At 42.0% G+C, this 24,143-nt stretch carries 16 protein-coding genes; 9 read left to right on the top strand and 7 right to left on the bottom strand.

The window, feature by feature from the left end; all coding sequences use genetic code 11:
• Positions 1–10 precede the first annotated feature (10 nt).
• Complete coding sequence (gene uvrA / locus AAGR14_RS19875) at positions 11–2,833, bottom strand: excinuclease ABC subunit UvrA (RefSeq protein WP_342645989.1); 2,823 nt, start codon at positions 2,831–2,833, stop codon at positions 11–13.
• 514 nt (positions 2,834–3,347) lie between these two features.
• Here uvrA and AAGR14_RS19870 point away from each other — a divergent pair.
• From AAGR14_RS19870 to nth, 3 genes are all read left to right on the top strand, one after another.
• Positions 3,348–3,932 carry a sigma-70 family RNA polymerase sigma factor gene (locus AAGR14_RS19870; RefSeq protein ID WP_342645988.1) on the top strand — a complete coding sequence of 195 codons (585 nt, stop codon included), beginning with the start codon at positions 3,348–3,350 and terminating at the stop codon, positions 3,930–3,932.
• Between the two features lie 88 nt (positions 3,933–4,020).
• Positions 4,021–4,218, top strand: coding sequence for a hypothetical protein (locus AAGR14_RS19865; protein WP_342645987.1), 198 nt, complete (start codon positions 4,021–4,023; stop codon positions 4,216–4,218).
• A 51-nt stretch (positions 4,219–4,269) separates the two neighbouring features.
• Positions 4,270–5,028 (top strand): endonuclease III, encoded by a 759-nt coding sequence (gene nth / locus AAGR14_RS19860; protein ID WP_342645986.1) that lies wholly within the window; start codon positions 4,270–4,272, stop codon positions 5,026–5,028.
• Here the strand turns inward: nth and AAGR14_RS19855 are convergent, their stop codons facing one another.
• The gene (locus AAGR14_RS19855) at positions 5,029–5,481 is read right to left on the bottom strand and encodes a hypothetical protein (RefSeq protein ID WP_342645985.1); all 453 of its coding nucleotides are present in this window, start codon (positions 5,479–5,481) and stop codon (positions 5,029–5,031) included.
• Positions 5,482–5,807: 326 nt separating this feature from the next.
• On the opposite strand from AAGR14_RS19855, the gene AAGR14_RS19850 reads away from it, so the two are divergent.
• Both AAGR14_RS19850 and AAGR14_RS19845 read left to right on the top strand, forming a co-directional pair.
• Entirely contained in the window at positions 5,808–7,544 is a 1,737-nt protein-coding gene (locus AAGR14_RS19850; RefSeq protein ID WP_342645984.1) for a phospho-sugar mutase, read from the top strand.
• Positions 7,545–7,973: 429 nt separating this feature from the next.
• Complete coding sequence (locus tag AAGR14_RS19845; protein ID WP_342645983.1) at positions 7,974–10,385, top strand: ABC transporter permease; 2,412 nt, start codon at positions 7,974–7,976, stop codon at positions 10,383–10,385.
• A gap of 18 nt (positions 10,386–10,403) precedes the next feature.
• Here the strand turns inward: AAGR14_RS19845 and AAGR14_RS19840 are convergent, their stop codons facing one another.
• The gene (locus AAGR14_RS19840; protein ID WP_342645982.1) at positions 10,404–11,204 is read right to left on the bottom strand and encodes a methyltransferase, TIGR04325 family; all 801 of its coding nucleotides are present in this window, start codon (positions 11,202–11,204) and stop codon (positions 10,404–10,406) included.
• A 197-nt stretch (positions 11,205–11,401) separates the two neighbouring features.
• Here AAGR14_RS19840 and recA point away from each other — a divergent pair, with 197 nt between their 5' ends.
• Positions 11,402–12,418 (top strand): recombinase RecA, encoded by a 1,017-nt coding sequence (gene recA / locus AAGR14_RS19835; protein WP_342645981.1) that lies wholly within the window; start codon positions 11,402–11,404, stop codon positions 12,416–12,418.
• A 91-nt stretch (positions 12,419–12,509) separates the two neighbouring features.
• Here recA and AAGR14_RS19830 read toward each other — a convergent pair whose 3' ends face one another.
• Positions 12,510–15,083 (bottom strand): hypothetical protein, encoded by a 2,574-nt coding sequence (locus AAGR14_RS19830; RefSeq protein WP_342645980.1) that lies wholly within the window; start codon positions 15,081–15,083, stop codon positions 12,510–12,512.
• Between the two features lie 216 nt (positions 15,084–15,299).
• Here AAGR14_RS19830 and AAGR14_RS19825 point away from each other — a divergent pair, with 216 nt between their 5' ends.
• Positions 15,300–16,148 (top strand): oxidoreductase, encoded by an 849-nt coding sequence (locus tag AAGR14_RS19825; RefSeq protein WP_342645979.1) that lies wholly within the window; start codon positions 15,300–15,302, stop codon positions 16,146–16,148.
• Positions 16,149–16,181: 33 nt separating this feature from the next.
• Positions 16,182–17,213 (top strand): aldo/keto reductase, encoded by a 1,032-nt coding sequence (locus AAGR14_RS19820; RefSeq protein WP_342645978.1) that lies wholly within the window; start codon positions 16,182–16,184, stop codon positions 17,211–17,213.
• A 33-nt stretch (positions 17,214–17,246) separates the two neighbouring features.
• Here AAGR14_RS19820 and AAGR14_RS19815 read toward each other — a convergent pair whose 3' ends face one another.
• The 3 genes from AAGR14_RS19815 to tsaD form a co-directional block, all read right to left on the bottom strand.
• The gene (locus AAGR14_RS19815) at positions 17,247–18,242 is read right to left on the bottom strand and encodes an alpha/beta hydrolase (RefSeq protein WP_342645977.1); all 996 of its coding nucleotides are present in this window, start codon (positions 18,240–18,242) and stop codon (positions 17,247–17,249) included.
• 121 nt (positions 18,243–18,363) lie between these two features.
• Entirely contained in the window at positions 18,364–18,534 is a 171-nt protein-coding gene (locus tag AAGR14_RS19810) for a hypothetical protein (protein WP_342645976.1), read from the bottom strand.
• Positions 18,535–18,543: 9 nt separating this feature from the next.
• Positions 18,544–19,545, bottom strand: coding sequence for a tRNA (adenosine(37)-N6)-threonylcarbamoyltransferase complex transferase subunit TsaD (gene tsaD, locus AAGR14_RS19805; RefSeq protein ID WP_342645975.1), 1,002 nt, complete (start codon positions 19,543–19,545; stop codon positions 18,544–18,546).
• A gap of 93 nt (positions 19,546–19,638) precedes the next feature.
• Between tsaD and AAGR14_RS19800 the strand changes: the two genes are divergently transcribed.
• Entirely contained in the window at positions 19,639–24,054 is a 4,416-nt protein-coding gene (locus tag AAGR14_RS19800; protein WP_342645974.1) for a translocation/assembly module TamB domain-containing protein, read from the top strand.
• Positions 24,055–24,143: the final 89 nt, after the last annotated feature.

Below are 24,143 nucleotides of genomic sequence, written 5' to 3'. Positions count from 1 at the left end.
GATATAACAGCTATTTACCTAACCGTTCCTTTAAAAACTGGCCGGTAAAACTTTCAGTTTTTTTCAGCAAATCTTCGGGGGTACCTTCAAAAACCAGCTTGCCGCCATGGTTGCCGCCGCCGGGACCAATGTCAACTACCCAATCAGCACATTTAATTACATCCATATTATGTTCAATCACAATAATGGTATTGCCTTGCTCAAGCAGCGCATTAAACGATTTGAGTAATTTTTTAATGTCGGCAAAATGCAGACCGGTAGTAGGCTCATCAAAAATGAAAAGCGTTTTACTGGCATTATTACCTTTTATTAAAAACGATGCTAACTTAATACGTTGCGCCTCGCCACCGGATAATGTGTTTGACGATTGCCCTAATTGTACATAACCTAGGCCAACATCCTGTAATGGCCTTAGTTTGTTGATGATCTTGGTTTCTTTAACAAAAAACTCCAGGGCCTCATCAATAGTCATTTGTAATACCTCGGATACATTTTTTTCCTGGTAGGTTACATCCAGTACCGGTTGTTTAAAACGGTTACCGTTGCAGGCTTCGCAGGGTAAAAATATATCTGCCATAAACTGCATTTCTATTTTAACTTCACCCTCACCCTGGCATACGTCACAACGGCCCCCCTCAACGTTAAACGAAAATGCTGATGGTTTTAAACCTGCAGCTTTGGCAGCTGGTTGGGTAGCATATAGGTTCCTGATTTCGTCCCAGGCTTTTACATAAGTAACCGGGTTAGAACGCGATGAGCGGCCTATCGGGTTCTGATCCACCAGTTCAACAGCTTCTATTTTAGCATAATCGCCCTCAATGTTATCGTAGGTGCCGGTTTGCTCGCCCGAGTAGTTACCTAAAACTTTTTGCAAAGCCGGGTAAAGTATGCGTTTAACCAAACTGGTTTTACCCGAGCCCGATACACCGGTAACCACGGTTAGCACACCTAACGGGAACTTTACATCAATATTTTGTAAGTTATTCTCGCGTGCACCCTTAATTAAAATGTAGTCGTTCCATTTTCGGCGATTGTCGGGCAGCGCAATTTCTTCGCGTCCGCTCAGGTACTTGCCAGTCAGGCTGTCATCATCCGTCAAAATCTGATCGTAAGTGCCCGAAAAAATTAAACGGCCGCCATGCGTACCAGCTTCCGGACCAATATCAATCAGGTGGTCGGCTGCCTGCATAATTTCTTCTTCGTGTTCTACCACTAATACCGTATTGCCCACATCACGCAGTGATTTTAATACACTGATTAAACGTTGTGTATCGCGCGGGTGCAGGCCAATGCTCGGCTCGTCCAGCACATAAACCGAACCCACCAGGCTGCTGCCTAAAGAGGTAGCCAGATTAATGCGCTGCGATTCGCCCCCGGACAGCGTGTTAGATAAGCGATTGAGTGTCAGGTATCCTAAGCCCACATCATTTAAAAAGCTAATGCGGTTGGTAATTTCCATTAACAGGCGCTTGCCAATTTTAGTATCATGCTCGTCTAATTGCAGCTCAGCAAAAAACTGCTGTGCTCTGTCTAACGGCATCAATACAATATCAGTAATTGAATGGTCACTGATTTTTACGTACGTAGCATCAGGGCGCAAGCGGCTGCCGCGGCATTCAGGACAAGTGGTTTTACCCCGGTAACGCGACAGAATTACCCGGTACTGTATTTTATAAGTTTGCTCTTCAACCTCCTTAAAAAAGGCATCCAAACCTCTAAAGTATTTGTTGCCCGTCCAAATCAGTTTCTTTTCTTTATCGCTGAGCTGGCTGTAAGGGCGATGTATCGGAAACTTAAACTTATCGGCCTGGCGGATAAGGTTTTGGTTCCATTCGCCCATCTTTTCGCCGCGCCACGGCGCAATCGCATTATCGTAAACAGACTTGCTTTTGTCCGGAATCACCAGGTCTTCATCAATGCCTATAATTTTACCGTAACCTTCGCAGCGGCGGCAAGCACCATAAGGGTTATTGAAGCTGAAAAAGTTAGGCGTAGGCTCTTCAAACTTGATACCGTCCAGTTCAAAACGGTCGCAAAAAAAGCTTTCACCTTCCTGTTCTTCTTCCGGCTTTTGGTAACGTACAAAACAATCGCCTTTGCCTTCAAAAAATGCGGTCTGTGCCGAGTCGGCTAACCGGCTCAGCGTTTCATCCTCATTGTTTTTGGTAATGCGGTCAACCACAATGCGTAATTGGTCGTCCGTAGTCAGCGATTCGTTACCTATCGACTCATCTTCCAGTAAGCTTTCAATACGCGATACTTTGCCCTGGTACTCAACCCGTACAAAGCCTTTTTGCAGTAATACAGCAAGTTCTTCTTTCAGGCTGCGATTGTTGTGCGGGTGCAGGGGGCAAAGTATGGTTAGCATACTGTGGTCGGGTAAAGCCTGAGCAAAATTTACAACATCCGTCACCGTATCTTTTTTAACCTGTTTGCCCGAGGTTGGCGATATGGTTTTGCCTATCCGCGAAAAAAGCAGCTTTAAATAATCATAAATTTCGGTGCTGGTACCCACGGTTGAGCGCGGGTTGCTGGTAATTACTTTTTGCTCAATAGCTATGGCCGGTGCAATGCCTTTAATATAATCTACATCGGGCTTATTCATCCGGCCTAAAAACTGGCGGGCATATGAGGATAAGCTCTCTACATAGCGACGCTGCCCTTCGGCATATAGCGTATCAAAAGCAAGCGACGATTTGCCTGAGCCCGACATGCCCGTAATAACTACTAATTGGTTTTTAGGTATGGCAATGTCCAGGTTTTTTAAATTGTGTACTCGCGCACCTTTGATGATAATATGTTTTTGAGGATCTTTCTCAGTTTCTAAACTCATGATATTTTATTGTAGTTCATGATTACGGATTTAACAGATAAACGTGCAATTAACGAACCACGATCTTTAATTTATTGAATACAAAAATCCTAAATAAATTAGCATTTTGCAAATGCTGTATTGTTCAACCTTTTGTAAAAGAATTTTAATGAATTTTTAATATGGCGTTTAGTACAATATTGTGCTTTATTTTAAGATGATGATTAAACCAATTAAACGATAATCAATCTAAATATGTAATTGCCAGTCAATCCACATAATCAGTATATTACGTATATATAAACCAATAATCGGAGTAAATATTGCCGGTAAAATTGTTATTTAAGTAGATGTTTTTATGGCTGTTAAGGGTTTGTCATTATAATGTGTTATAACATATAAGAGCGAAAATTATTTGCATATTAACACAATATTTACTTTATTTGATATAGTAATTAAAAGGAACCCCTATAGAATAGAACTTTACTTAAAACGTAGTTTAATTTAAATTAATTGATTTTAAAGTAGAAGTTCTATGGATTTTCATTTGAAGAGTGATCAGGATTTAATCCATCTATACATAGCCGGCCATGAGGGAGGGCTCATTGAGCTGATCCGCCGCTATCAATCTAAAATTTACACCTCTATTTATTTACTGGTAAAAGATGAGTATCTGGCCGAAGATATTTTTCAGGATACTTTCATCAAAGTAATCAATACTTTAAAAGCAGGTAAGTACAATGAAGAAGGTAAATTTTTGCCTTGGGTAAGCCGTATTGCCCATAACCTGGTGATTGACCATTTTCGCCGCGAAAAGCGTACACCTTTGGTAAATGGTGGTGATGACTTTGATATTTTTGAAGTACTGGGCCATTACGACGAGAGTACTGAGGACCGTATGGTGCGCGAGCAAACCCACAAAGATTTAAAAGCTTTAATACACTTGTTGCCTGCCGAGCAGAAAGAAGTATTAATTATGCGTCATTTTGGCGATATGAGTTTTAAAGAGATTGCAGACGTAACCGAAGTAAGCATTAACACAGCGCTGGGCCGTATGCGTTATGCACTTAACAACCTGCGTAAAATGATGCAGACCAAAGAACTGAGCTTGAAAAACTGATTGCGAGAAATAAATAAAAATTTATATCGTCTTTTAAAATAATTTTAAATATATAAGCGTTATGGTGTAATATAAACACTCAAAGCTTATGGACGAGACTTCTACAAAATTTTTAAACGCAATTAGTAACAAAGCTATGGTAGAGGGAATTGATGTTACCGAGTATGTGGACGCCGATGAATTGTTATTTCATCATGCTATCCGAACCGAACTGGACCAGTTGCAGGTGAAGCCAAAAAAGGAAACTATTGAAAACCTTCTTAATTATTCGCGAAGCTTGCGTTAACAAACTACTGAGAGCCCTGTAAAACAGGGCTTTTTTTATATTTGTGCCCTGATGCTAAAAAAAGAACGCTACCGGTTATTTGTTGAATACTTTTCGAGTCACCAGCCCAACCCGGTAACCGAACTGCATTATGCTAATCCATACCAGTTACTGGTAGCCGTAATATTATCGGCTCAATGTACCGACAAGCGGATTAATCAGATTACCCCTAAGCTTTTTGAACGCTTTCCCACGGTTGAAGACCTGGCAGCTTCAACATCAGAGGAGATATTTACTTACATACGCAGTGTAAGTTACCCTAATAATAAAGCTAAGCACTTAGCCGGCATGGCTAAGATGTTGCTGGAGCAATTTAATGGCGAGGTTCCGTCTGATTTAGATGATTTGCAAAAGCTACCGGGAGTAGGTCGTAAAACGGCTAATGTTATTGCCTCGGTAGTGTTTGATCTTCCGGCTATAGCAGTAGATACGCACGTGTTCAGGGTGGCTAACCGTTTGGGGCTCACCAATAATGCCAAAACACCATTGGCAGTTGAAAAGCAACTGGTAGAGTACTTACCTAAGCAAACGTTAGGTGTAGCCCACCATTGGTTAATATTGCATGGGCGCTATATTTGTGTAGCCCGTAAGCCTAAATGCGAAATTTGCCCCATTACCCATTTTTGTAAATTCTATCAAAGCGGCAAAGCTGCTTTGGTTTTTAGTAAAACTGCCAGGATAGCCAAAGTTAAAACTGCTAAAGCTAAAGTTGCAATCAAGACTTCATCGCACGATGATGAAAATCTAAAACCGGTTACCGAAAAAGACTAATTATTTCAGGTAGCATTTCCTGAGCAGCAACATTGCCTCTTTTTCATCCTGAGTACATACTTCGCAGTATGTACCCACGCCATTAACCGGACCTTCGTATTCCCAATTAGATATTTTATTGCATGTTTTAGCAGCGTTTCTGACCTGTAGTTTGTAGGCTGATGGTATTACATAAAGAGTTTGCTGGTTGGGCAGGGTAATCTTAAAGCAGGGGGTGCCCTGGTAACTACCCTTACCGGCATAAGTTGCAGTTAAGTCTTTGCTGTCTTTCCCATAAGTGTATGTAATCCGGGTACGCTTACCGTCCTCCGTCCAAAACGGAAAATGCTCGTAGGCTTGGGTTCCAAGTTTACCGAAAGCATAGTTAGCCACTTTTTGCGCAAATAAATTTGAACAAGCGAGTATGCAAGTCGCTGTAATTAAACCTGTTTTAACATTCCAGCAGGTAGTCATAAATAGAATTCTCAATTGGTGACTGATAACAATTTTTAATAATAAAAAGTTCTATAAGATGCTGTTGTGGTGAAGTAAGGTTGAAGTAACTGGTACTCATTTAAGTTTGATATTGCTTAAAAAAATAAAAGTCCTGGAATAAGTCGTTTACAGCAACGATAGTTATATTTATGCGTACTACGGGTAAAACTTGAATTTTAACACAAACTTTTACGGCTTATTTGTTCTTTTTATCATTTCATACTATTTAAACATCTCTTAATACTACCCTCGCTTTTATTTATCATATTTGAGGTAGCATTTATTTCGAAAAATTATTAATCCATATGCAGGAATTAGACCCAACCATTCTTCAGAAAGCCAACCAATGGCTTGAGGGCAATTACGACGCCGATGTTAAACAGGCGGTTCAGAAATTAATTGATGATAAAGCTTATACCGAGCTAACCGATTCTTTTTACAAAAATCTTGAATTTGGTACGGGCGGCTTACGTGGCTTAATGGGGCCGGGTTCAAACCGTATAAATAAATACACCATTGGTGCAGCCACTCAGGGTTTGGCTAACTACCTTAAAAAAACTTACCCTAACGAAACTATTAAAGTTGCTATTGCGCACGACAGCCGTAATAATTCAGACGTATTAGCAGGTATTACTGCGGATGTGTTTTCGGCTAATGATATTCATGTATACTTCTTTAAAGAGTTAAGACCAACGCCCGAGTTATCATTTGCCGTTAGGCATCTGGGTTGTAAAAGCGGCGTAATGCTTACAGCATCGCACAATCCTAAAGAATACAATGGCTACAAAGCCTATGGTGCCGATGGCGGTCAGTTTGTTGCCCCGCACGATGAAGCCGTAATGAAAGAAGTTGCGGCCATTGCCAGTATTGACGAGGTGAAGTTTACCCGCAAAGATGCTAACGTGGAGTTAATGGGTGAGGAGATTGACAAATTGTATTTAGATGCAATTACTACTTTGTCGGTATCGCCGGAAGCCATACAGCGTCAAAAAAATCTTAAAATTGTATACTCGCCGCTGCATGGCACCGGTATTACCATGGTGCCTAAAGCCCTTAAACAATTCGGTTTCGAAAACGTGATTTTGGTAGAAGAGCAAAGCACACCTGATGGTAATTTCCCTACAGTAGTTTATCCTAACCCCGAAGAGCGCGAGGCGCTAACTTTAGCCATTAAAAAAGCACAGGAAACCGATGCCGATTTAGTAATGGCTACCGACCCTGACGCCGACCGCGTGGCTATTGCCGTTAAAAACAATAACAATGAGTTTGTTTTGCTAAATGGCAACCAAATTGCCAGTTTGCTGATCAGCTACTTGTTGTCGGCCTGGCAGCAAAAAGGTAAGCTTACCGGCAATGAGTATATTGTAAAGACTATTGTTACCACTTACCTGATTGATGCTATTGCAAAAAGCAAGGATGTAAAATGTTATAACACACTTACCGGCTTTAAATATATTGGCGAGGTGATGACCGAGTTAGAAGGTAATCAAACCTTTATTGGCGGTGGCGAAGAAAGCTTTGGTTACCTGATTGGTGAATTTGTACGTGATAAAGATGCTGTAGTATCGAGTGCCTTTATTGCCGAAATGACTGCATTTTACAAAGATAATGGCAGCAGCTTATTCGAAGCGTTAGTTGATATTTACCTGGAGTACGGTTTTTATAAAGAAAAACTGATCTCGATTACCAAAAAAGGTAAAACCGGTGCCGAAGAGATTGTAGCCATGATGGATAAATACCGCAACAACCCGCCGGCAACACTGGGCGGATCTAAAGTGGTTGCACTGAAGGATTACGAAAAACGTGTAGAAACTAATTTAACCGATAATACCACAACTCCCATCGAGTTGCCTCAATCTGATGTTTTACAGTTTATTACCGAGGATGGCAGCATTGTGTCGGCACGACCATCTGGTACTGAGCCAAAAATTAAATTTTATTGTAGCGTAAATACCAAATTGGCTAATAAAGATGCTTATGCAGAAACCGAAAAGCAATTAGATGCTAAGGTAGATGCGCTGATGAAAGATTTGGGTATCTAAGTATCTCGCTCTATAATACAAAACAAAGTCCCTGTGCGATGAGTGCAGGGACTTTGTTTTTTGGCAGATACACCTGCCGTCCGAGTAATGAGGTTATGGGTATGCTGTAAAAGTCATAGCTTGTTGCCGGGGTATCGCGAACGACAGAATATACATCATTAGGATATTCGAAAGTTTACATCCAGCACTATATCAAAATTGGCGTTCACTCTGATTTTGTAAAGGGGGCTACTTCAGTCGCAAATGATATAGCAATAAGGAAAGGGTTTGATATGCCGGCAATAGTAAGGTATGATAGCTTGCGGCATTGATAATAAGTTAATTAACATATTTTAACAGACGATTTGGTGCTGTTTTGCCTACTTTCATGACCGATGGTTTTGATGTATCGTTCAAGAATCATTAAAATACCTTTCCTAATAACTTGTCATGAATAAAATGTACATCAGGCTGGCATGGCGCAGCTTACAAAAGAATAAAGCGTTTGCTATCATCAACGTTTTAGGTTTAGCCCTGGGCCTGGCCACTTGCTTGCCTATCCTGTTGTATGTAATTGATGAGCTTAGTTATGACCGTATAAGCCCTGATGCTAACCGCATATACCGGGTAAACGCCGATATTAAGTTTGGTGGCAATGCCTCATCCTATGCCATTACACCGCCACCGCTGGCGGCAGCTTTGCTTGGTAACTATCCCGAAGTGCAGCAAGTAGTACGCCTGTACCACGATTTTGGGTTAAGATTAAAAAAAGGAGACGAAAACATACAGGAAGAAAAAATTATATATGCAGACCCAGGAATTTTTAAATTTTTTAATCTGCCCATGCTGGCCGGGAACGCCAGAAGTGCATTAACAGAACCCAATACGGTGGTAATTACCGAAAGTACCGCTAAACGATACTTTAAAAGTGTGCAAGCCGCAATAGGGCAAACACTGCTGGCAGAAGACCAGTTAAACCTAAAAGTTACCGGTGTAATTAGCGATTTGCCTTCGCAATTGCATTTCAACTACGACTTTTTTATCTCATTTGCTACCCGGCCAGAATACAAAATAACCAACTGGTTTAGTTATAACGTAAATACCTATGTATTGCTTAAACCCAATGCCAATGCACAAACCTTGCAATCTAAATTCCCGGCATTAATACGTAGAGAAACTGAGGCGCAGTCGGCGCAAATGAATATGAATAGCTTCGAAAAAATGGGTAACTATTTTCGATATAATTTAATTGCGCTTAAAGACATCCATTTAAAATCAAACAGGCAGTTCGAGCTGGCAGCCAATGGTAGTATTACTTATGTTTACATACTGCTTGTAGTTGCGGTATTTATCTTGCTGGTAGCGTGCATCAATTTCATGAATTTGGCCACCGCCCGTTCGGCCAAACGTGCCCGCGAAGTTGGTGTCAGAAAAGTTTTGGGTTCGTCCAAAATGCATTTAATCTTCCAGTTTTTATCCGAATCATTCATTTTAACATCAATAGCATCAATCATAGCGCTGTTGCTGGCTTGGATGGCTTTACCTTGGTTTAATCAATTATCGGGTAAACAGTTTACCGTTGGTTTAAATAGCTTGTTAACTGTATTGCCCGTATTTACGGTGATGATATTGTTGGTTAGTGTATTAGCAGGTGCTTATCCTGCATTTTTCTTATCGTCGTTTAAACCAGCAGTAGTGTTAAAGGGAGCGCTTTATTCAAGTTTTAAGAAAAATCACTTGCGGAGCAGCTTAGTCGTATTCCAGTTTGCCGTGTCCATATTTTTAATTGTTAGTACACTTTTTATTTATCATCAGCTTAAATACATTCAAAATAAAAATCTGGGTTTTAACCGTAACCAGGTTTTGGTAATTAATCATACCAATATTTTAGGCACAAAGGCCCGGCTCTTACAACAACGTATAAAGCAATTAACCGGAGTAACCGATGCCACACTGAGCAGCTTTTTGCCGGTAGGCGGTAACCGTAATCCGGATGCTGTTTTTAGCAGCCCAAAAGTTGATCCTAAAAGTGCGCTGTACACCGAGATATGGTATGTAGATGAGCACTACCTAAACACCATGGGGATGACGTTGACCGCAGGGCGTAACTTTGCCAACAACATGCAAACCGATTCATCGGGTGTTATTATCAACCAGGCAGCGGCTCGTATGCTTGGTATAACTATCAACCCGATGCGGCAAAAGTTGTACAGGCCATCAACCGGAGGAGTGAAAATTTATGAAGTATTAGGTGTAGTTAATGATTTTAACTTTAATACTTTAAGAGATAATATTACGCCTGTTATCATGATGTTGCAGGAGGATACAGGTGCTATAAGCGTACGTATCAACTCAGGCAATTTACCTACACTGTTAACGCAAATAACACAGGCATGGAAAGACTTAGCGCCTAACCAGCATCTTGATTATGCGTTTATGAACGAAAGTTTTGAGACCGTTTATCGTTCAGAGCAGCGCTTGGGTAAATTATTCATGAGTTTTGCAGCTTTAGCAATTATCATTGCTTGCCTGGGCCTGCTAGGGTTAGCGGCTTACGCGGCCGAGCAACGCACCAAAGAAATCGGTATCCGGAAAGTGTTAGGGGCCAGTGTTAGTAATGTGGTGGTTTTATTATCTAAAGATTTTATGAGGTTAATATTGATTGCCATACTCTTTGCGCTGCCCATATCCTGGGTATGTATGCAAAAGTGGCTTAATGGGTTTGCTTACAGGCAGATGGTACCTTGGTATATGCTTATGCTGGGTATAGGCGGGGTTTTGGTAAGTGCGTTGTTAGTCATCAGCGCACAATCTGTAAAAGCAGCTTTAACTAATCCGATAAGCGGTTTAAAAAGGGAGTAAGAGTAAAGCGTTGATTAACTATATTCTTTTCCATAATTGCCCGGTATAGTCCAGTTCTTCGAGGCCTAAAACAACTTTCTGACCCGAGGTGAAGCCAAAAACAGGTTCGTAAGTATCCTGCAAAAAATTATTCATTTTGCTTTGACTAAAAAACCAGCAGGGGTAAGAGGCATCATAAAACGCAGGCGGCACCTTTTGTATGGTAAGCCGGTCTTCCGGCGTGTCAATAAATGCTGTACGATCAATCATTAAATATGGAATGCCTGATTGCTTGGCTTGGGTAAGCAGCTCGTAAGGTTGCTGCATATATTGCAGCGAGCTCGAAAATAGCAAAAGCTGCGGTTGGTGCTGCGGTAACACTTCGTTGAGCGAGTAATAAAAGCGTAAATGCTCATCTTCAAAGTTTTTTCGGCCTTCGTCTACAAACATAGGTTGCTCTATTAAATTCCATTGCAGGCTGTGCAGATGCTTTAAAAACGGAAAGTTTTGCCGGTACGACGTACCCAGTGAACCACCATAGTCTATTAAACTTAAATGATTGTTGTTTTGAGAGGCAATCCATAACAGAGCAGCCAACAGAGGGTAGGCCACTTCTATATTCGGGTAATTGATGCCATCGCGCTCATAAGCATACTGGCCTTCTTTTACTTTTAAAGCGCCTGCTCTTACCCGCTGCAAAACGGAGTTGGCATCATAGCCGGTGGTTTTTTGTTGGGCAGCTTCCCATGTAGGATAGTTACCGTGCCAGCCGTACTTAAAGCTATGGCGTGCAACGCGTTTAACAATAGCCGGGATGAACTCGCCTTTTTTTAATGGCATAGTGATGAAGATAAAATAAAATATAAGCTGTACTTTTATACGACACAATAAGCCTCAAGGGTTTGTTATATCTGTCTGTAAACCTGAAAATATTTGTATAAGCTTTACTTTTTTATATTTACAGCACTTAAAATAAATTACTAATTTTTTTAGTAATCTAACTTAAATAGGTATATTTGTTATAGAAAATAATTAAGATGAGTAACGCAAGCGCAGATAAATTAAAAGCATTACAGCTTACATTAGATAAGCTGGAAAAATCATACGGTAAAGGAACCATCATGAAACTGGGTGATTCTGTAATCGAGCCTATCGAGGTTATCCCGACCGGTTCGCTTACCCTCGATTTAGCTTTAGGTGTAGGTGGTTTACCTAAAGGCCGTGTTATCGAAATTTATGGTCCGGAGTCGTCGGGTAAAACAACATTGGCTATACACGCCATTGCCGAAGCGCAGAAAAAAGGTGGCATTGCAGCCTTTATTGATGCCGAGCACGCTTTTGACCGTTTTTATGCACAAAAGTTAGGTGTTGACGTAGAGAATCTTTTAATCTCTCAGCCGGATAACGGTGAGCAGGCCTTGGAGATTGCTGATAACCTGATTCGCTCTGGAGCTATTGACATTTTAGTAATTGACTCGGTTGCGGCTTTAGTACCTAAAGGCGAGATTGAAGGCGAAATGGGTGATTCTAAAATGGGTTTACATGCCCGTTTAATGTCTCAGGCATTGCGTAAGCTTACCGGTACCATCAGCAAAACAGGATGTTGCTGTATCTTCATCAACCAGTTGCGTGATAAAATCGGTGTGATGTTCGGTAACCCCGAAACTACTACCGGCGGTAACGCCCTTAAATTTTATGCTTCGGTACGTTTAGACGTTCGCCGTATATCGCAAATTAAAGATAGCGACGAGGTGTCAGGTAATCGTGTGAAGGTGAAAATTGTGAAAAACAAAGTAGCACCGCCGTTCCGTTTAGCCGAGTTTGATATTATGTTTGGCGAAGGTATATCTAAAGCCGGCGAGATTATTGACTTAGGTGTTGAGCATAACATTATTAAAAAAGCAGGTTCGTGGTTTAGCTATGGTGATAGCCGCTTAGGCCAGGGCCGTGATGCCGTAAAACAGCTGATTATTGATAATCCGGAGTTAGCCGAAGAACTGGAAAACAAGATCAAAGAAGTGGTATCAGGCGAAGGCCAGACCGAAGAAGTATAATAAGTTCTAGTTTCTTTATAAGTGACAAGTAAGCCGCCTTTGTACAAGGGCGGCTTACTTGTTTTGCATATTACGAACAGTTAAAATTGCTTTATTTCACTTCAAAGCTGTAGGTATTTCTTACCAGGTTACCTTTAACGTCAAGCCCTTCTAAGGTGACTAAATATTTTCCAAGCGTGTCGGCAGTGTAAAAACTTAAGTTTACTTCACCTTTGTCATTGGTAATAATATCAGGTTTCCAAAATATCGTAGAACGATGGTCTGCTTTGCGGTCAACATTTGGAGCGTCGTATTTTGGTAAATAAAAATCCTTAATTACGGCATAGCCAAGTCCTTTAACATTTAAAAGACCCGGGGCAGCTTTTATGTCTCTGCCTGATTTTCTGTTAGTAGTTAACACGACCACGCCGTAATAGCCTTCTTCTTCAAGAGGAGTAAAATCAGGTAAAAAGCCACCGCCAACGCCGTGTTGTAGAGTTATTTGGGTAGCCTGAGGTCCGTGCCGGTAAACTTGTATACCTGCTAAGTTGTTTGCACTTACAGCGTCAAGATTGTCTGTTAGCAGGCCATCTAAATATACGAGCATCTTGCCTTCTGGCGGATTATTGCCTCTTGGCGGCGCTGTACCAAAAATCCAATTATTTGCAATTTTTACGCCGCCATGCTTACCAAATAAAAGCCGCGCCACATCCGATTTACCTTTGGTCTGTTCTTCGGTCAGCACAATATCGGGCCGAATTAGAGGGTCTGCTATAGAGTTAGGTATAACCGGTGGCATGCGCAACTTAACCCGAACCTCTTTGAGTAAAACTCCTTTTTTCAGTGTTGACTCTTGCACTGCTTGATTCGGCCGATCATTACCACCATTTGATAAACTTGTCAATGGAGCCGTAAGCATAAATGGAGCCACCTTACGAAACTTTATGTTTGAAACAGCAGGTACGTCGTCGTCAATCAGTATTTTAATATTTTTACCCGCTTTAGGGGCTTTGGTCCGTACAATAAAATTTACGGTATCGGCAATGTCCAGGTCACTAAACTCAAAAAATCCTTTGCTGTCGGCTACCGTATCTCTAAGCATCAGTTGCGACGGGGCAAATAAGTTAATACCAACTCCACTATATGGCTCATTTTTTAACGACATTACTCTGCCCTTTAAAACAAGGCTTTGCTCAGGCTTATATTTTAATTCGGCATAATTATCCTGCTGTAAATCTTTCCAAGCAAAACGGGTCCAGCCCTGCGTCAGCATCAGTAAATCCATCTGCTTCATTTTTGCCGAGGCTTCGCTTTCGTTTTTGTAGTTGAAATAATAGTTTGGTTGTTCTACAAAACCTTTAATATCAGATGTTAACAGTAGGTTGCTCTTAATAGTGGTCTCATCGTTAATAGTTGTTTCCTTATTTTGCGTAGTTACCGCAACCGAAAATGCGCCTACCACGGGGCTGTTATTGTTGTCGTTAACCTTTAGTTGTAAATCAACTTTTTGACGCTTACCGTAAACCGGCTGGTTGGTTGCCAGGCTTGCATTGAGCAATCCATCTTTATTAACAAAGATTAAACGTTGTGCCAAAGGTGCGTAATCGGCATCAAATAGCGTAAATTGCACCAGGCCCAATGGCAATTTGAATTCGGGTACCAATGTTGAATAAGTGCCGTTACCGTCTAAGTTTACTTTACTCACCAATTTTACAACACCATTAGCCTGGGCCAAAAGTGTAAGCGGCTGCCCGGACGCCGATTTGATGCTGGACTGTACCCGTACAGATAACGCATTATTAGCGGCGTTGGGAGTACCCTGGTTAACATGACTAACCGATAAGGTGTAACCCTGAGCCTGGGCGGCGGGGAGTTGATATGCTTTGCTGGTGCCGTTACTTAATTTGATGACAGCTTGATAAGTAATGCCATTTTGCGGTACCAAAACAAAAATACCCATACCAAAGTGTTCGGCATTAATATCAGTGATTTTGTGATGTTGAGTATCTTCTATATAGCCTTCTGTATTATATCCCAAACCGTTTGCTGCCGTCATTTTAAATGCCAAGCGAGAGCGTAATCCGTTAATCAGATTGCCGCCTTCCGGAAAAAATTGCACATCTAAATCCTCATTCTGCACATTTACTCGGTCGCCTGGTGTTCTGTTCGGCAAATTGCTGTTAGTGAGTTTATTGTCTTCAGCTATAGCTTTTGCATTGGTAGCATTACCGGTTGCATCATTTTCTATCTTGATGAGCTTATCGAAAAAATAATCTGCCGGAAAGTTTTGCATCCATTTTGTATAAGCCCTTAAACGGTAATTACCTGTTAGAAATACGGTACTCTCAAGGTCAATATCTCCGCTAAACAAACCGTTGGTTACAGGTAAAATCAGCCTTTTACATACATAGTCTTGTTCGTTGATAGCCTCTACATAAACCACCTTGCTCAAAGCCGATAATTTATTTTCTTCGGCATTTACAATATAGCCTTTAAACCACATGGTGTCATGCGCTGCATACTGGGGCTTGTCGAATTGTAAATGGATTTTTTCTTGCGGATGCGTTTCTTGGTAATGCTCTATATTGCTGATGAGTTTGTTTAAGCCATCATCGTTTAATGTTAACGAAAGCAATACAGCCGGTATTAGTACTGCAAAAGTTAGGCTGAGCACGTGGCGTTTCATAAGTGATTAGGTATAAAAGCAAATTAGTAAATTTTACTATCACTTATGCGGCAGGATGTCGAAAAAAGTTAATGAGTAACTAGTGTTTAAAACCGGAATTTATACGAAGTATCCTAAATTTTTACAAGCGCCTTGTTCATCCTGATAAACAACTGACAAACATTTTGGCGTTGGTGTGTTACTTTGACACAAACGTTAAATTAAACAACAACTACTATGAGTAAAGTATGGTTTATCACCGGTTGCTCAACCGGCTTTGGCCGCGAACTGGCTAAAGAAGTTTTAGCTCAAGGTTATCGTGCCGCAATAGCTTCAAGAAATACAGACGACGTAAAAGATATTGTAGATGCGTATCCGGATAATGCAATTGCCGTAAAGCTGGATGTGACTAAAGCTGATGAAATTTCGGCTGCGGTTGAGCTGATACAAAATAGATTTGGACAAATTGATGTGCTGGTAAATAATGCCGGTATTGGTTATTTCGGTGCTATCGAAGAAAGCGAAGAAGAGGAAGTGCGACGCATGTTCGAAATTAACTTTTTCGGGTTGGCTAATGTAACCAAAGCCGTACTGCCTGTTTTACGCAAGCAGCGCAGCGGACATATCTTAAATATAGCATCTATCGGCGGTTTGGTAGGTTTTCCGGCTGTTGGTTTTTACAACGCTACTAAATTTGCTGTCGATGGTTTTTCGGAGTCTTTAGCTAAAGAAGTAGCGCCGTTAGGTATTAAAGTAACGGTAATTGCGCCGAGCGGTTTCCGTACCGATTGGGCAGGCCGGTCGGCTAATAATAGCAAAATTGTGATTGATGATTACAAAGAAACTGCTGGTGCTAACAAAGATAACATCCGTGGCTACAGCGGCAACCAGCCCGGCGACCCGGTACGTGCTGCTAAAGCCATGATTAAAGCAGTAGAGTCCGACAATCCGCCATTACGCTTACTGTTGGGCGAGGCAGCCTTAAAAGGTGCCCGTAACAAACTGGACGTTTTGAAAAAAGATTTTGATGCTTGGGAAGAAACTACCGTTGGGGCTGATTTTCCGAAAGAAGAGCAAGGTAAGTAAGTGGAATTAAACCTGTAAATTCTTATAGCAATAATGGAACACAGACAGTTAGGAGCATCCGGATTATTTGTGCCGGTGCTCAGTTTTGGTACGGCTACCTTTGGTGGTGGCAACGAGTTTTTTAAGGCCTGGGGCAATACGCAGGTTGATGAAGCCAAACGCTTGATTAATCTTTGTATGGATGCCGGCGTCAACTTTTTCGACACGGCTAACATTTATTCCGGTGGTGCCTCCGAAGAAATATTAGGGCAGGCCATTGAGGGCATCCGTCACCAAACAATCCTATCTACCAAGGCTACTTTCCCGATGGGCAACGGGCCTAATGATTTTGGCTCATCGCGCTCGCATCTCATTAAACAATGTGAGGACAGCCTGCGCCGTTTAAAAACAGATTATATAGACATTTATCACCTGCACGGCTTTGATGGTAATACCCCTGTTGAAGAAACGCTGAAAACGCTGGATGATTTAATTACCGCCGGTAAGATACGCTATATTGCCTGCTCTAATTTTTCGGGCTGGCATTTAATGAAGTCGTTGTCGGTTTCTGAGCGTTATGGCTGGGCTCGCTACGTAGCACATCAGGCTTATTATTCTCTACTCGACCGCGAGTTTGAATGGGAACTGATGCCGTTAGGTATCGATCAAAAAGTAAGCACCATTGTATGGAGCCCATTGTCGTCCGGAAGGTTAGGCGGTAAATTTCGCCGCAGTCAGCCCGTGCCCGAAAACAACCGCATCAGCCAGGGTGGCTCACACGGACCGGCTACCAATTTTGAGTTGTTGTATAAAATTGTTGATGCGCTGGATGAAGTTGCCGAAGAAACCGGTAAAACCGTTCCGCAAATTGCCCTTAATTGGTTATTGCAGCGCCCAACGGTAGCCAACATCATTATTGGTGCCCGCGATGAGGAGCAGCTTAAACAAAACTTAGGCGCTATAGGCTGGAACTTAACTACCGATCAGGTTAAAAAGCTGGATGCTGCCAGCGACCGGGATTTGATTTACCCGTATTGGCACCAACGCCAAAATCCACAACTAAACCCGCCGCCAAAATTTTACTAATTTAAGGTATTGGATATATTGAAAACGACCGTTCTATTCAGAGCGGTCGTTTTTGTTATGCGGAAATATTTTATCTAAAAAGCCTGTAATGTAATTTACTGTCGGCGTAAACCAGGGTTCGAACAGGCAAAAAGTATGCGGTGTGTCAGGAAAGGCACGTACCTCCGTATAAACGTTACCTTGTTTTAAATCATTAATATAATCAGTACGGCCTGCATGCATACGGTCTACAGCACTATTGATGAATAATGTAGGCGGGGTTTGAGGCCCGGCATAGGTAAGGGCCGCCGCCTGTCGCCAGAGGTCAGGCTTTTCGGTTTTGTTGTAGCCAAACCAGTAGGTGGCTGCTGATGTAGATTTGCTGTCATCGCCCTCGCCCGATTCGGGATGTATAAAAGCCAGCGTTCCATCAATATCAACAATGGCATTAACCTTGGTGCTATATTTTTTTAATTGAGACTGAGGGTCGGTAAAAATGGGATTGTTGCCGGTTGTGCCCAGCAATGTGGCTAACTGTCCGCCTGCCGAAAATCCAAGCACAGCAATTTGCGTTGTGTCTACATGGTATTTACCGGCTTTAGCGCGTACCCAACGTATAGCTTCTTTTAAATCTAACACAGCTGCAGGGTAGAGGGCCTCGGTAGACAGGCGGTAGGCAGGTGTAAAACAAACAAAGCCTTTCTCGGCCAGTCGTTCGGCCAGCGGGTAATGCTGAGTGCGATTGCCCGAACGCCATCCGCCACCATGAATAATAATGATTGCCGGGCGTTTGCCTTTTATTTTTTTAGGCCTGAAAACGTCTATCTGCAAAGATGTATTGCCCACAGTGCGATAGGTAATGTTGCGTTCATCCTGTATCGAAGGCAGAACACTGTCTTTAACTAAGCGAATCTCCGGATATTTCTTTTTGGCGTTTAAATATGCGCTGTAGTTGCTAAAAGAGGTATCGGGTTGATTGGTAAGTCCGGCTTTGTTTTGGGCAAAGGCACTTAACTGCAATACCGATAAAAAAGCGAGCAGATACTTCATTACAACTTTAGTTTATGAGTACACAAGTTTAACTAAAGATTTATAGAAAGGATAATCTTTAGTAAGTTAACCCTCAACAGCAGCATCCCGAATGTCACTGATTATTTGAAGTATAAACGCCTTACTTACCACCGGTACGTAAATACATGTAAACAATAGCAATCACCACGGTTAATATCAGTACAATTAATCCGGTAGCACCTTTGCGCTTGTCCTGGCGCATTACCCAAATTAGTAAAGCCACCAGCGGAATAACAAAAATTAACCAAAAAATTAAAGAGGGGATACTCATATTTATATTTTAAAATGGCATGCGGGCCAGTGGGGCCACATGCTGGTCGGTAAAGTCGCCTTTTAGATATTTATAATAGCCGGCAATGGCAATCATTGCTGCATTGTCGGTACAATAAGCCATACGGGGCACAAAGGTGTTCCACTGGTGTTTGGCACCCAGGTCAAGCAGGCCTTGCCGCAAGCCCGTATTGGCAGATACACCGCCTGCCAGTGCAATATCTTTAATGCCGTAAGCTTGCGCTGCTTTGCTGAGTTTTTTAAGCAGAATAGTGGCAATGCGTTTTTCAACCGAGGCGCAAATATCGGCCAGGTTGTTTTTAACAAAGTTAGGATCCTTAGCTTCGTTATTTTGAATAAAGTATAAGATAGCCGTTTTTAAGCCGCTAAAGCTAAAGTTGTAACCGGGTATTTGTGGCTCCGGAAACTGAAACGCATCCGGGTTACCTAAACGTGCATATTTATCAATCAGGGGACCGCCGGGGTAAGGTAGGCCTAATATTTTACTGGTTTTATCCATTGCCTCACCCGCGGCATCATCCTGGGTATGGCCAATAACTTCCATGTCAAAATAATCTTTCACCAGTACAATCTGCGTGTGCCCGCCCGAAACGGTTAGACATAGAAACGGAAACGATGGCTTCGGTTCTTCAATAAAATGAGCCAGGATATGCGCCTGCATGTGGTTAACCTCAATGAGCGGAATGTTTTTAGCTAAGGCAAAAGCCTTGGCAAAAGACACCCCTACTAAAAGTGAGCCTAAAAGGCCCGGTCCGCGCGTAAAAGCTACTGCATCAATATCATTTTTGCTTACTTTTGCGTTAAGTATTGCTTGTTGAACAGCCGGAATGATATTTTGCTGATGAACGCGCGAAGCCAGTTCGGGCACAACACCGCCGTAGGCTTCGTGTATGGTTTGGTTAGCGATGATGTTACTCAACATAACACCATCTGCGTACACCGCCGCCGAAGTTTCATCACATGAAGATTCAATTCCTAATATTACGGGCACTGGATATGGATATTTTTAAAGGTCAAAATTATTAAAAAAATACTCAAAATAGCGCTTATCCTGGTACTCATTGTGCTGCTGATTGTCAGTACAATGTTATTACTTTTTCAGTACAAGCCGGTGCAAACCTGGGCCGCACGCAAAGCCGCCAAATACCTTTCTAACGAGCTGCATACTAAAATCGATATCAAGAGTTTGTACATCAAGCCATTCTCGTCGGTAGTGCTCGAAGATTTATATGTGCTGGATAAGCAAAAAGACACACTGCTGCGTACGCCCAGACTAACGGTGCAACTTTCGCAGTTTTCGATATTTAATAGCCTGAAAGAGCGCGACATCAATTTTAAAGATATCCAGTTAGATAACGGTTCGGTATATCTGAAAAAGCAGAAAGACAGCACCACCAACCTACAGTTTATTATTGACTACTTTAACAAACCTGCCGATACCACTAAAAAAGCCAGCAAACCCTGGACCCTGAAATTTGATCGCATAGCGGTTAATAACTTTCGTTTCAAGTATAAAAACGCGCTGATTGATTCGGCAACCAAAAACCAGGTAAACTTTAATGACCTGGACATAAGCCGTTTTTCGACCGTGCTTACAGGGATGGATTTAAGAAACCATTTGTTTAAAGGACATTTGCAAAACCTTACCCTGCACGAAAAAAGCGGATTTACGGTTAAACAATTAACAGTTAATGCCACGGTTGATACTAACCAGATCAGGCTGCAAAACCTGGTGCTGGTAACACCCAATTCAAATCTGAAAGATTATTTCCGGATGCGGTTTAAATCGTTCAGTGATTTCAGCGATTTTAACAACAAGGTACACATGGATGCAGACGTTAAAAGCTCGCATCTGTCATCACAGGATATTACTTACTTTACCAGTTCGTTGGGCAAAACCAATTTTGAGTTTGATCTTAACGGGCGGGCCAGTGGCCTGGTTAACAACATCAAAGCGCAAAACTTAACGGTGGCTACCGGGCAGGCTACTTATGTAAAAGGCAACTTTACCTTAAAAGGCTTGCCTGATATTGATAAAACCTACATGGTTTTAAACTTTAACCAACTGGCTACCAATAAGCGCGACCTGGATAATTTATACAGCAGGTTTACCGGTATACCCAACCGGCATGTGCCTGACATGCTAACCAAATTTGGTAATATTAATTACAGCGGTCAGTTTAAAGGTACGCCTAAAGATTTTTATATCAATGGCGTTTTAAAAACGCTTATGGGGCGTATAGATCCGAACGTAAACCTGCAATTTAATGCCAAAGGTGTACCTGCCTATCAGGGCAAAATAACCGCTACGAATTTTAACCTAGCTGCTTTGCTGGATAATAAATTGCTGGGCCGTACCTCATTAACCGCCGAGGTAAAAGGCAGTGGTGATGCGTTAAATAATTTGGCCGCTAATGTAAAGGCAAAGCTCAGGTATTTAGACTTTAAAGGCTACAAGTATCAAAACCTGAGTTTAAATGGCAGCTTTGTCCGTAAGGTGGCTAAAGCTAAAATTAACATAGCCGATCGTAATGTTAAGCTCAACCTAAATGGTAATGTTGATTTAAACAGTAAGCTGCCTCAATATCAAATTACGGCCGCCATTAGCAATGCCCGGCTAAACAAGCTTAAGTTGGTTAAAGATACCATTACCCTTAGTACAAACCTTACTACTAATTTTACCGGCAACGATTTATCCAACTTGCAAGGTTACGTAAGCTTGCAGCCTACCCGTGTAGTTACACCAAAAGATAACTATGTGGTTGATTCGTTAAAGCTGACTGCTATCGGTTTTGGCAGCAATCGTACCATTGGGTTACAATCTGACTTGGCTAATGGCAACATCCGCGGAAGTTTTGACCTGGCTACGTTGCCATCCTATTATAAGTCTATCGCTAAAAAGTATATACCATCACTGCAAACTTCTATAGTTAAGCCTAAACCGCAAAACTTTGATTTTAGGCTGGAGCTTAAAAACCTCGATCCGCTGTTGCTGATGTTTATGCCCGATTTAAAAATACCTGAAGGCGGTACCTTTGTAGGCCACTTTAATTCGGCCGATAAAACAGCCACCTTAAGTGGTTTGGTGCGAACAATGAAATACGGTAAAATTGTATTTCATGATTTTATTGTGGATGAAAGCACGGCCGATAGCATGCTCAATCTCAACTTATCCTTAAGCAAGGTTGATTTGACCGACAGCCTGTTTATCAAGGATATCAACATTACCAACTTTTTGCGAAACGATAGCCTGAACTTCAACGTTAAACTATCTGATAAAAATGCAACCAACCAGTTAGACTTGTACGGACTGGTAGAGTTTGGGCGCGATACCACGGCCAAGCTTAAACTTCTGCCATCAGAGGTAGTGCTGGAGCGACAGAAATGGCGACTCACGGAGCAAGTACGCATTAAAGTGCAAAACGGAAAAACGCAGATACAAAACTTTGAGCTTACCAACGGGGAGCAACAGGTGCACATTAACGGCTTTGTATCTAACAACAGCGAAGATAAATTGCAGGTAGAGTTTGAAAAATTCAGCATGGCTACCCTTAACCAGCTCACCAAATCGGCCGGTATATTATTGCATGGCTCATTAGATGGTAATGTAACGCTTACCTCGGTACTTAAAGCGCCGGGTGTGGATGCAGACCTGAGAGTAGATTCGCTAACGATGAACCAGACGCTGGTTGGCGATGTGAAAATTAAATCAGACCTGGACAATGAGCGCAGTCGCGCCAATGTAAAGCTTAACATTTTAAACCGCGGACTTGAGACCCTCAATATTGCCGGCGCTTATTATTTGAATAAAGAAACCGGTGATAACCTGGACTTTGATGTGCGTATGGACCAAACCGAGGCCATCATCTTTCAGCCCTTTGTTAAAACGCTGGTATCTAACCTGAAGGGAACCATCTCGGCGGATATGAAGCTTACAGGGGCTCCGTCCAAACCGCAACTCAACGGTTCTATTACACTTAGCAATACAGGTTTAACGGTTGATTATTTGAAGGTGCCTTATACTATTAATGATAAGCTTACGGTGGCCAATAGTATCATCAAAATTGATGATATGGTAATCACTGACCCTCGTGGTGGTAAGGCATTGGCTAATGGTACAATTGACCTGTCAGACTTTGCCACGCCACTATTGGATATCAACGTGCAAGCCACTAAGTTGATGGCGCTGAATACAACGTTTAGGGATAACCGCTTGTATTATGGTACGGCATTTGGCACCGGACGCTTCAGTTTTACTGGGCCTGTTGATAACATGAATATTGATATCAAAGCCAAAACAGAAGATGGTACAGTATTCAACATTCCGTTAAATACATCGTCTACTGCAGGTGAGTACGATTTTATCAGGTTTGTGAGCCATACCGACTCTACCAAAATCATCAGCAATACTAACGCATTTAAAGGGGTTACCCTAAACTTTGATTTATCGGCCGATGAAAAAACCTTAGTTCGAATTACCACCGACTTAGGTTTACTGGAAGGGCGTGGGGTTGCTAACGGCCTAAAGTTAAATATTAACAGCTTGGGCGATTTCGAGATGAGAGGTGACTTCCTGATTTCGTCGGGTAAGTTTGAGTTTACTGCTAAAAACTTTATCAGCAAAAACTTCCAGGTTAATGAAGGAGGTACGTTGCGCTGGACGGGCAGCCCGTCAAACGCTGAAATTAATTTAAAAGCTACTTACGAGTTGCGGGCCAATATTGCCAACTTATACCAGGCGGCAGGTTTACAATCACCGCAGGGTACCAGGCAGGAGCTGGTACAGGCACAGCTTAACTTAACCCATACACTGCTGCAGCCTATTATCAGCTTTGATTTTACGTTCCCGCTCAATCCTTCTATTAAGGATGATATGGGTGCTTATCTGTCAGACATCAACAACCGTAACCAACAGGCCTTAAGTTTAATTGTAAGGCGGCAATTTGCACCGGGTACGGGTACCAATATTAACGAGCAGGTATTAGGTACAGCCACCTCGGCAGCCAGCGAGTTTGTATTTAATAAGCTGAATAGTTACATCGCCCAGTCAACCAACTTCAAAAGCTTGGATTTAAACATCAGGTCGCAGAGTGATGCCAGTGCATCATTACGCTTGTTTAAAGAAAGGGTAGTGTTGAATGGTAGTTTGTACAATGCCAACGGAAGTAATGACTTGTTTAGTAACAACTCAGCTAACTTGTTCAACTCCGATTTCAGGAAACTGACAACCGACTTTAATGCGGAATACTTAATAAGGCCGGATGGGCAGTTACGGGCAAGGTACTCTTACCGCACTTTAAATACCACTACTATTAACGCCATCTCGGCAGATTATCGTCCGCAGTATGTAAACGGTTTGGGCTTAATTTATCAAAGAGATTTTGAAAGTTTCAGAGAATTCTGGCGTAATCTGTTCAGAAGGGGGCGCACGTCAACTACTGCCGTAACACCTACTCCAACTGCTCCGGCATCCATAGATGATGAACAGGACGAAGAATAGCTTATGATGATGACCTGTAAAAGCAAAAGCCACTACTGATAAACAGTGTGGCTTTTGCTTTTACATATCTGACAGGAGTATTAGACTCT

Source organism: Mucilaginibacter sp. CSA2-8R (genome assembly GCF_038806765.1).
Taxonomy (GTDB): Bacteria; Bacteroidota; Bacteroidia; order Sphingobacteriales; family Sphingobacteriaceae; genus Mucilaginibacter.
This window is presented reverse-complemented; position numbering and strand designations above follow the sequence as displayed.

Bases quoted from the DNA above. Each gene is read 5' to 3' on its own strand.
- AAGR14_RS19865 (WP_342645987.1), top strand. From the start codon at position 4,021: ATGGACGAGACTTCTACAAAATTTTTAAACGCAATTAGTAACAAAGCT.
- AAGR14_RS19840 (WP_342645982.1), bottom strand. From the start codon at position 11,204: ATGCCATTAAAAAAAGGCGAGTTCATCCCGGCTATTGTTAAACGCGTT.
- AAGR14_RS19845 (WP_342645983.1), top strand. From the start codon at position 7,974: ATGAATAAAATGTACATCAGGCTGGCATGGCGCAGCTTACAAAAGAAT.
- AAGR14_RS19815 (WP_342645977.1), bottom strand. From the start codon at position 18,242: ATGAAGTATCTGCTCGCTTTTTTATCGGTATTGCAGTTAAGTGCCTTT.
- AAGR14_RS19800 (WP_342645974.1), top strand. From the start codon at position 19,639: ATGTTATTACTTTTTCAGTACAAGCCGGTGCAAACCTGGGCCGCACGC.
- nth (WP_342645986.1), top strand. From the start codon at position 4,270: ATGCTAAAAAAAGAACGCTACCGGTTATTTGTTGAATACTTTTCGAGT.
- uvrA (WP_342645989.1), bottom strand. From the start codon at position 2,833: ATGAGTTTAGAAACTGAGAAAGATCCTCAAAAACATATTATCATCAAA.
- AAGR14_RS19870 (WP_342645988.1), top strand. From the start codon at position 3,348: ATGGATTTTCATTTGAAGAGTGATCAGGATTTAATCCATCTATACATA.
- AAGR14_RS19855 (WP_342645985.1), bottom strand. From the start codon at position 5,481: ATGACTACCTGCTGGAATGTTAAAACAGGTTTAATTACAGCGACTTGC.
- AAGR14_RS19850 (WP_342645984.1), top strand. From the start codon at position 5,808: ATGCAGGAATTAGACCCAACCATTCTTCAGAAAGCCAACCAATGGCTT.
- AAGR14_RS19810 (WP_342645976.1), bottom strand. From the start codon at position 18,534: ATGAGTATCCCCTCTTTAATTTTTTGGTTAATTTTTGTTATTCCGCTG.
- AAGR14_RS19820 (WP_342645978.1), top strand. From the start codon at position 16,182: ATGGAACACAGACAGTTAGGAGCATCCGGATTATTTGTGCCGGTGCTC.
- AAGR14_RS19825 (WP_342645979.1), top strand. From the start codon at position 15,300: ATGAGTAAAGTATGGTTTATCACCGGTTGCTCAACCGGCTTTGGCCGC.
- AAGR14_RS19830 (WP_342645980.1), bottom strand. From the start codon at position 15,083: ATGAAACGCCACGTGCTCAGCCTAACTTTTGCAGTACTAATACCGGCT.
- recA (WP_342645981.1), top strand. From the start codon at position 11,402: ATGAGTAACGCAAGCGCAGATAAATTAAAAGCATTACAGCTTACATTA.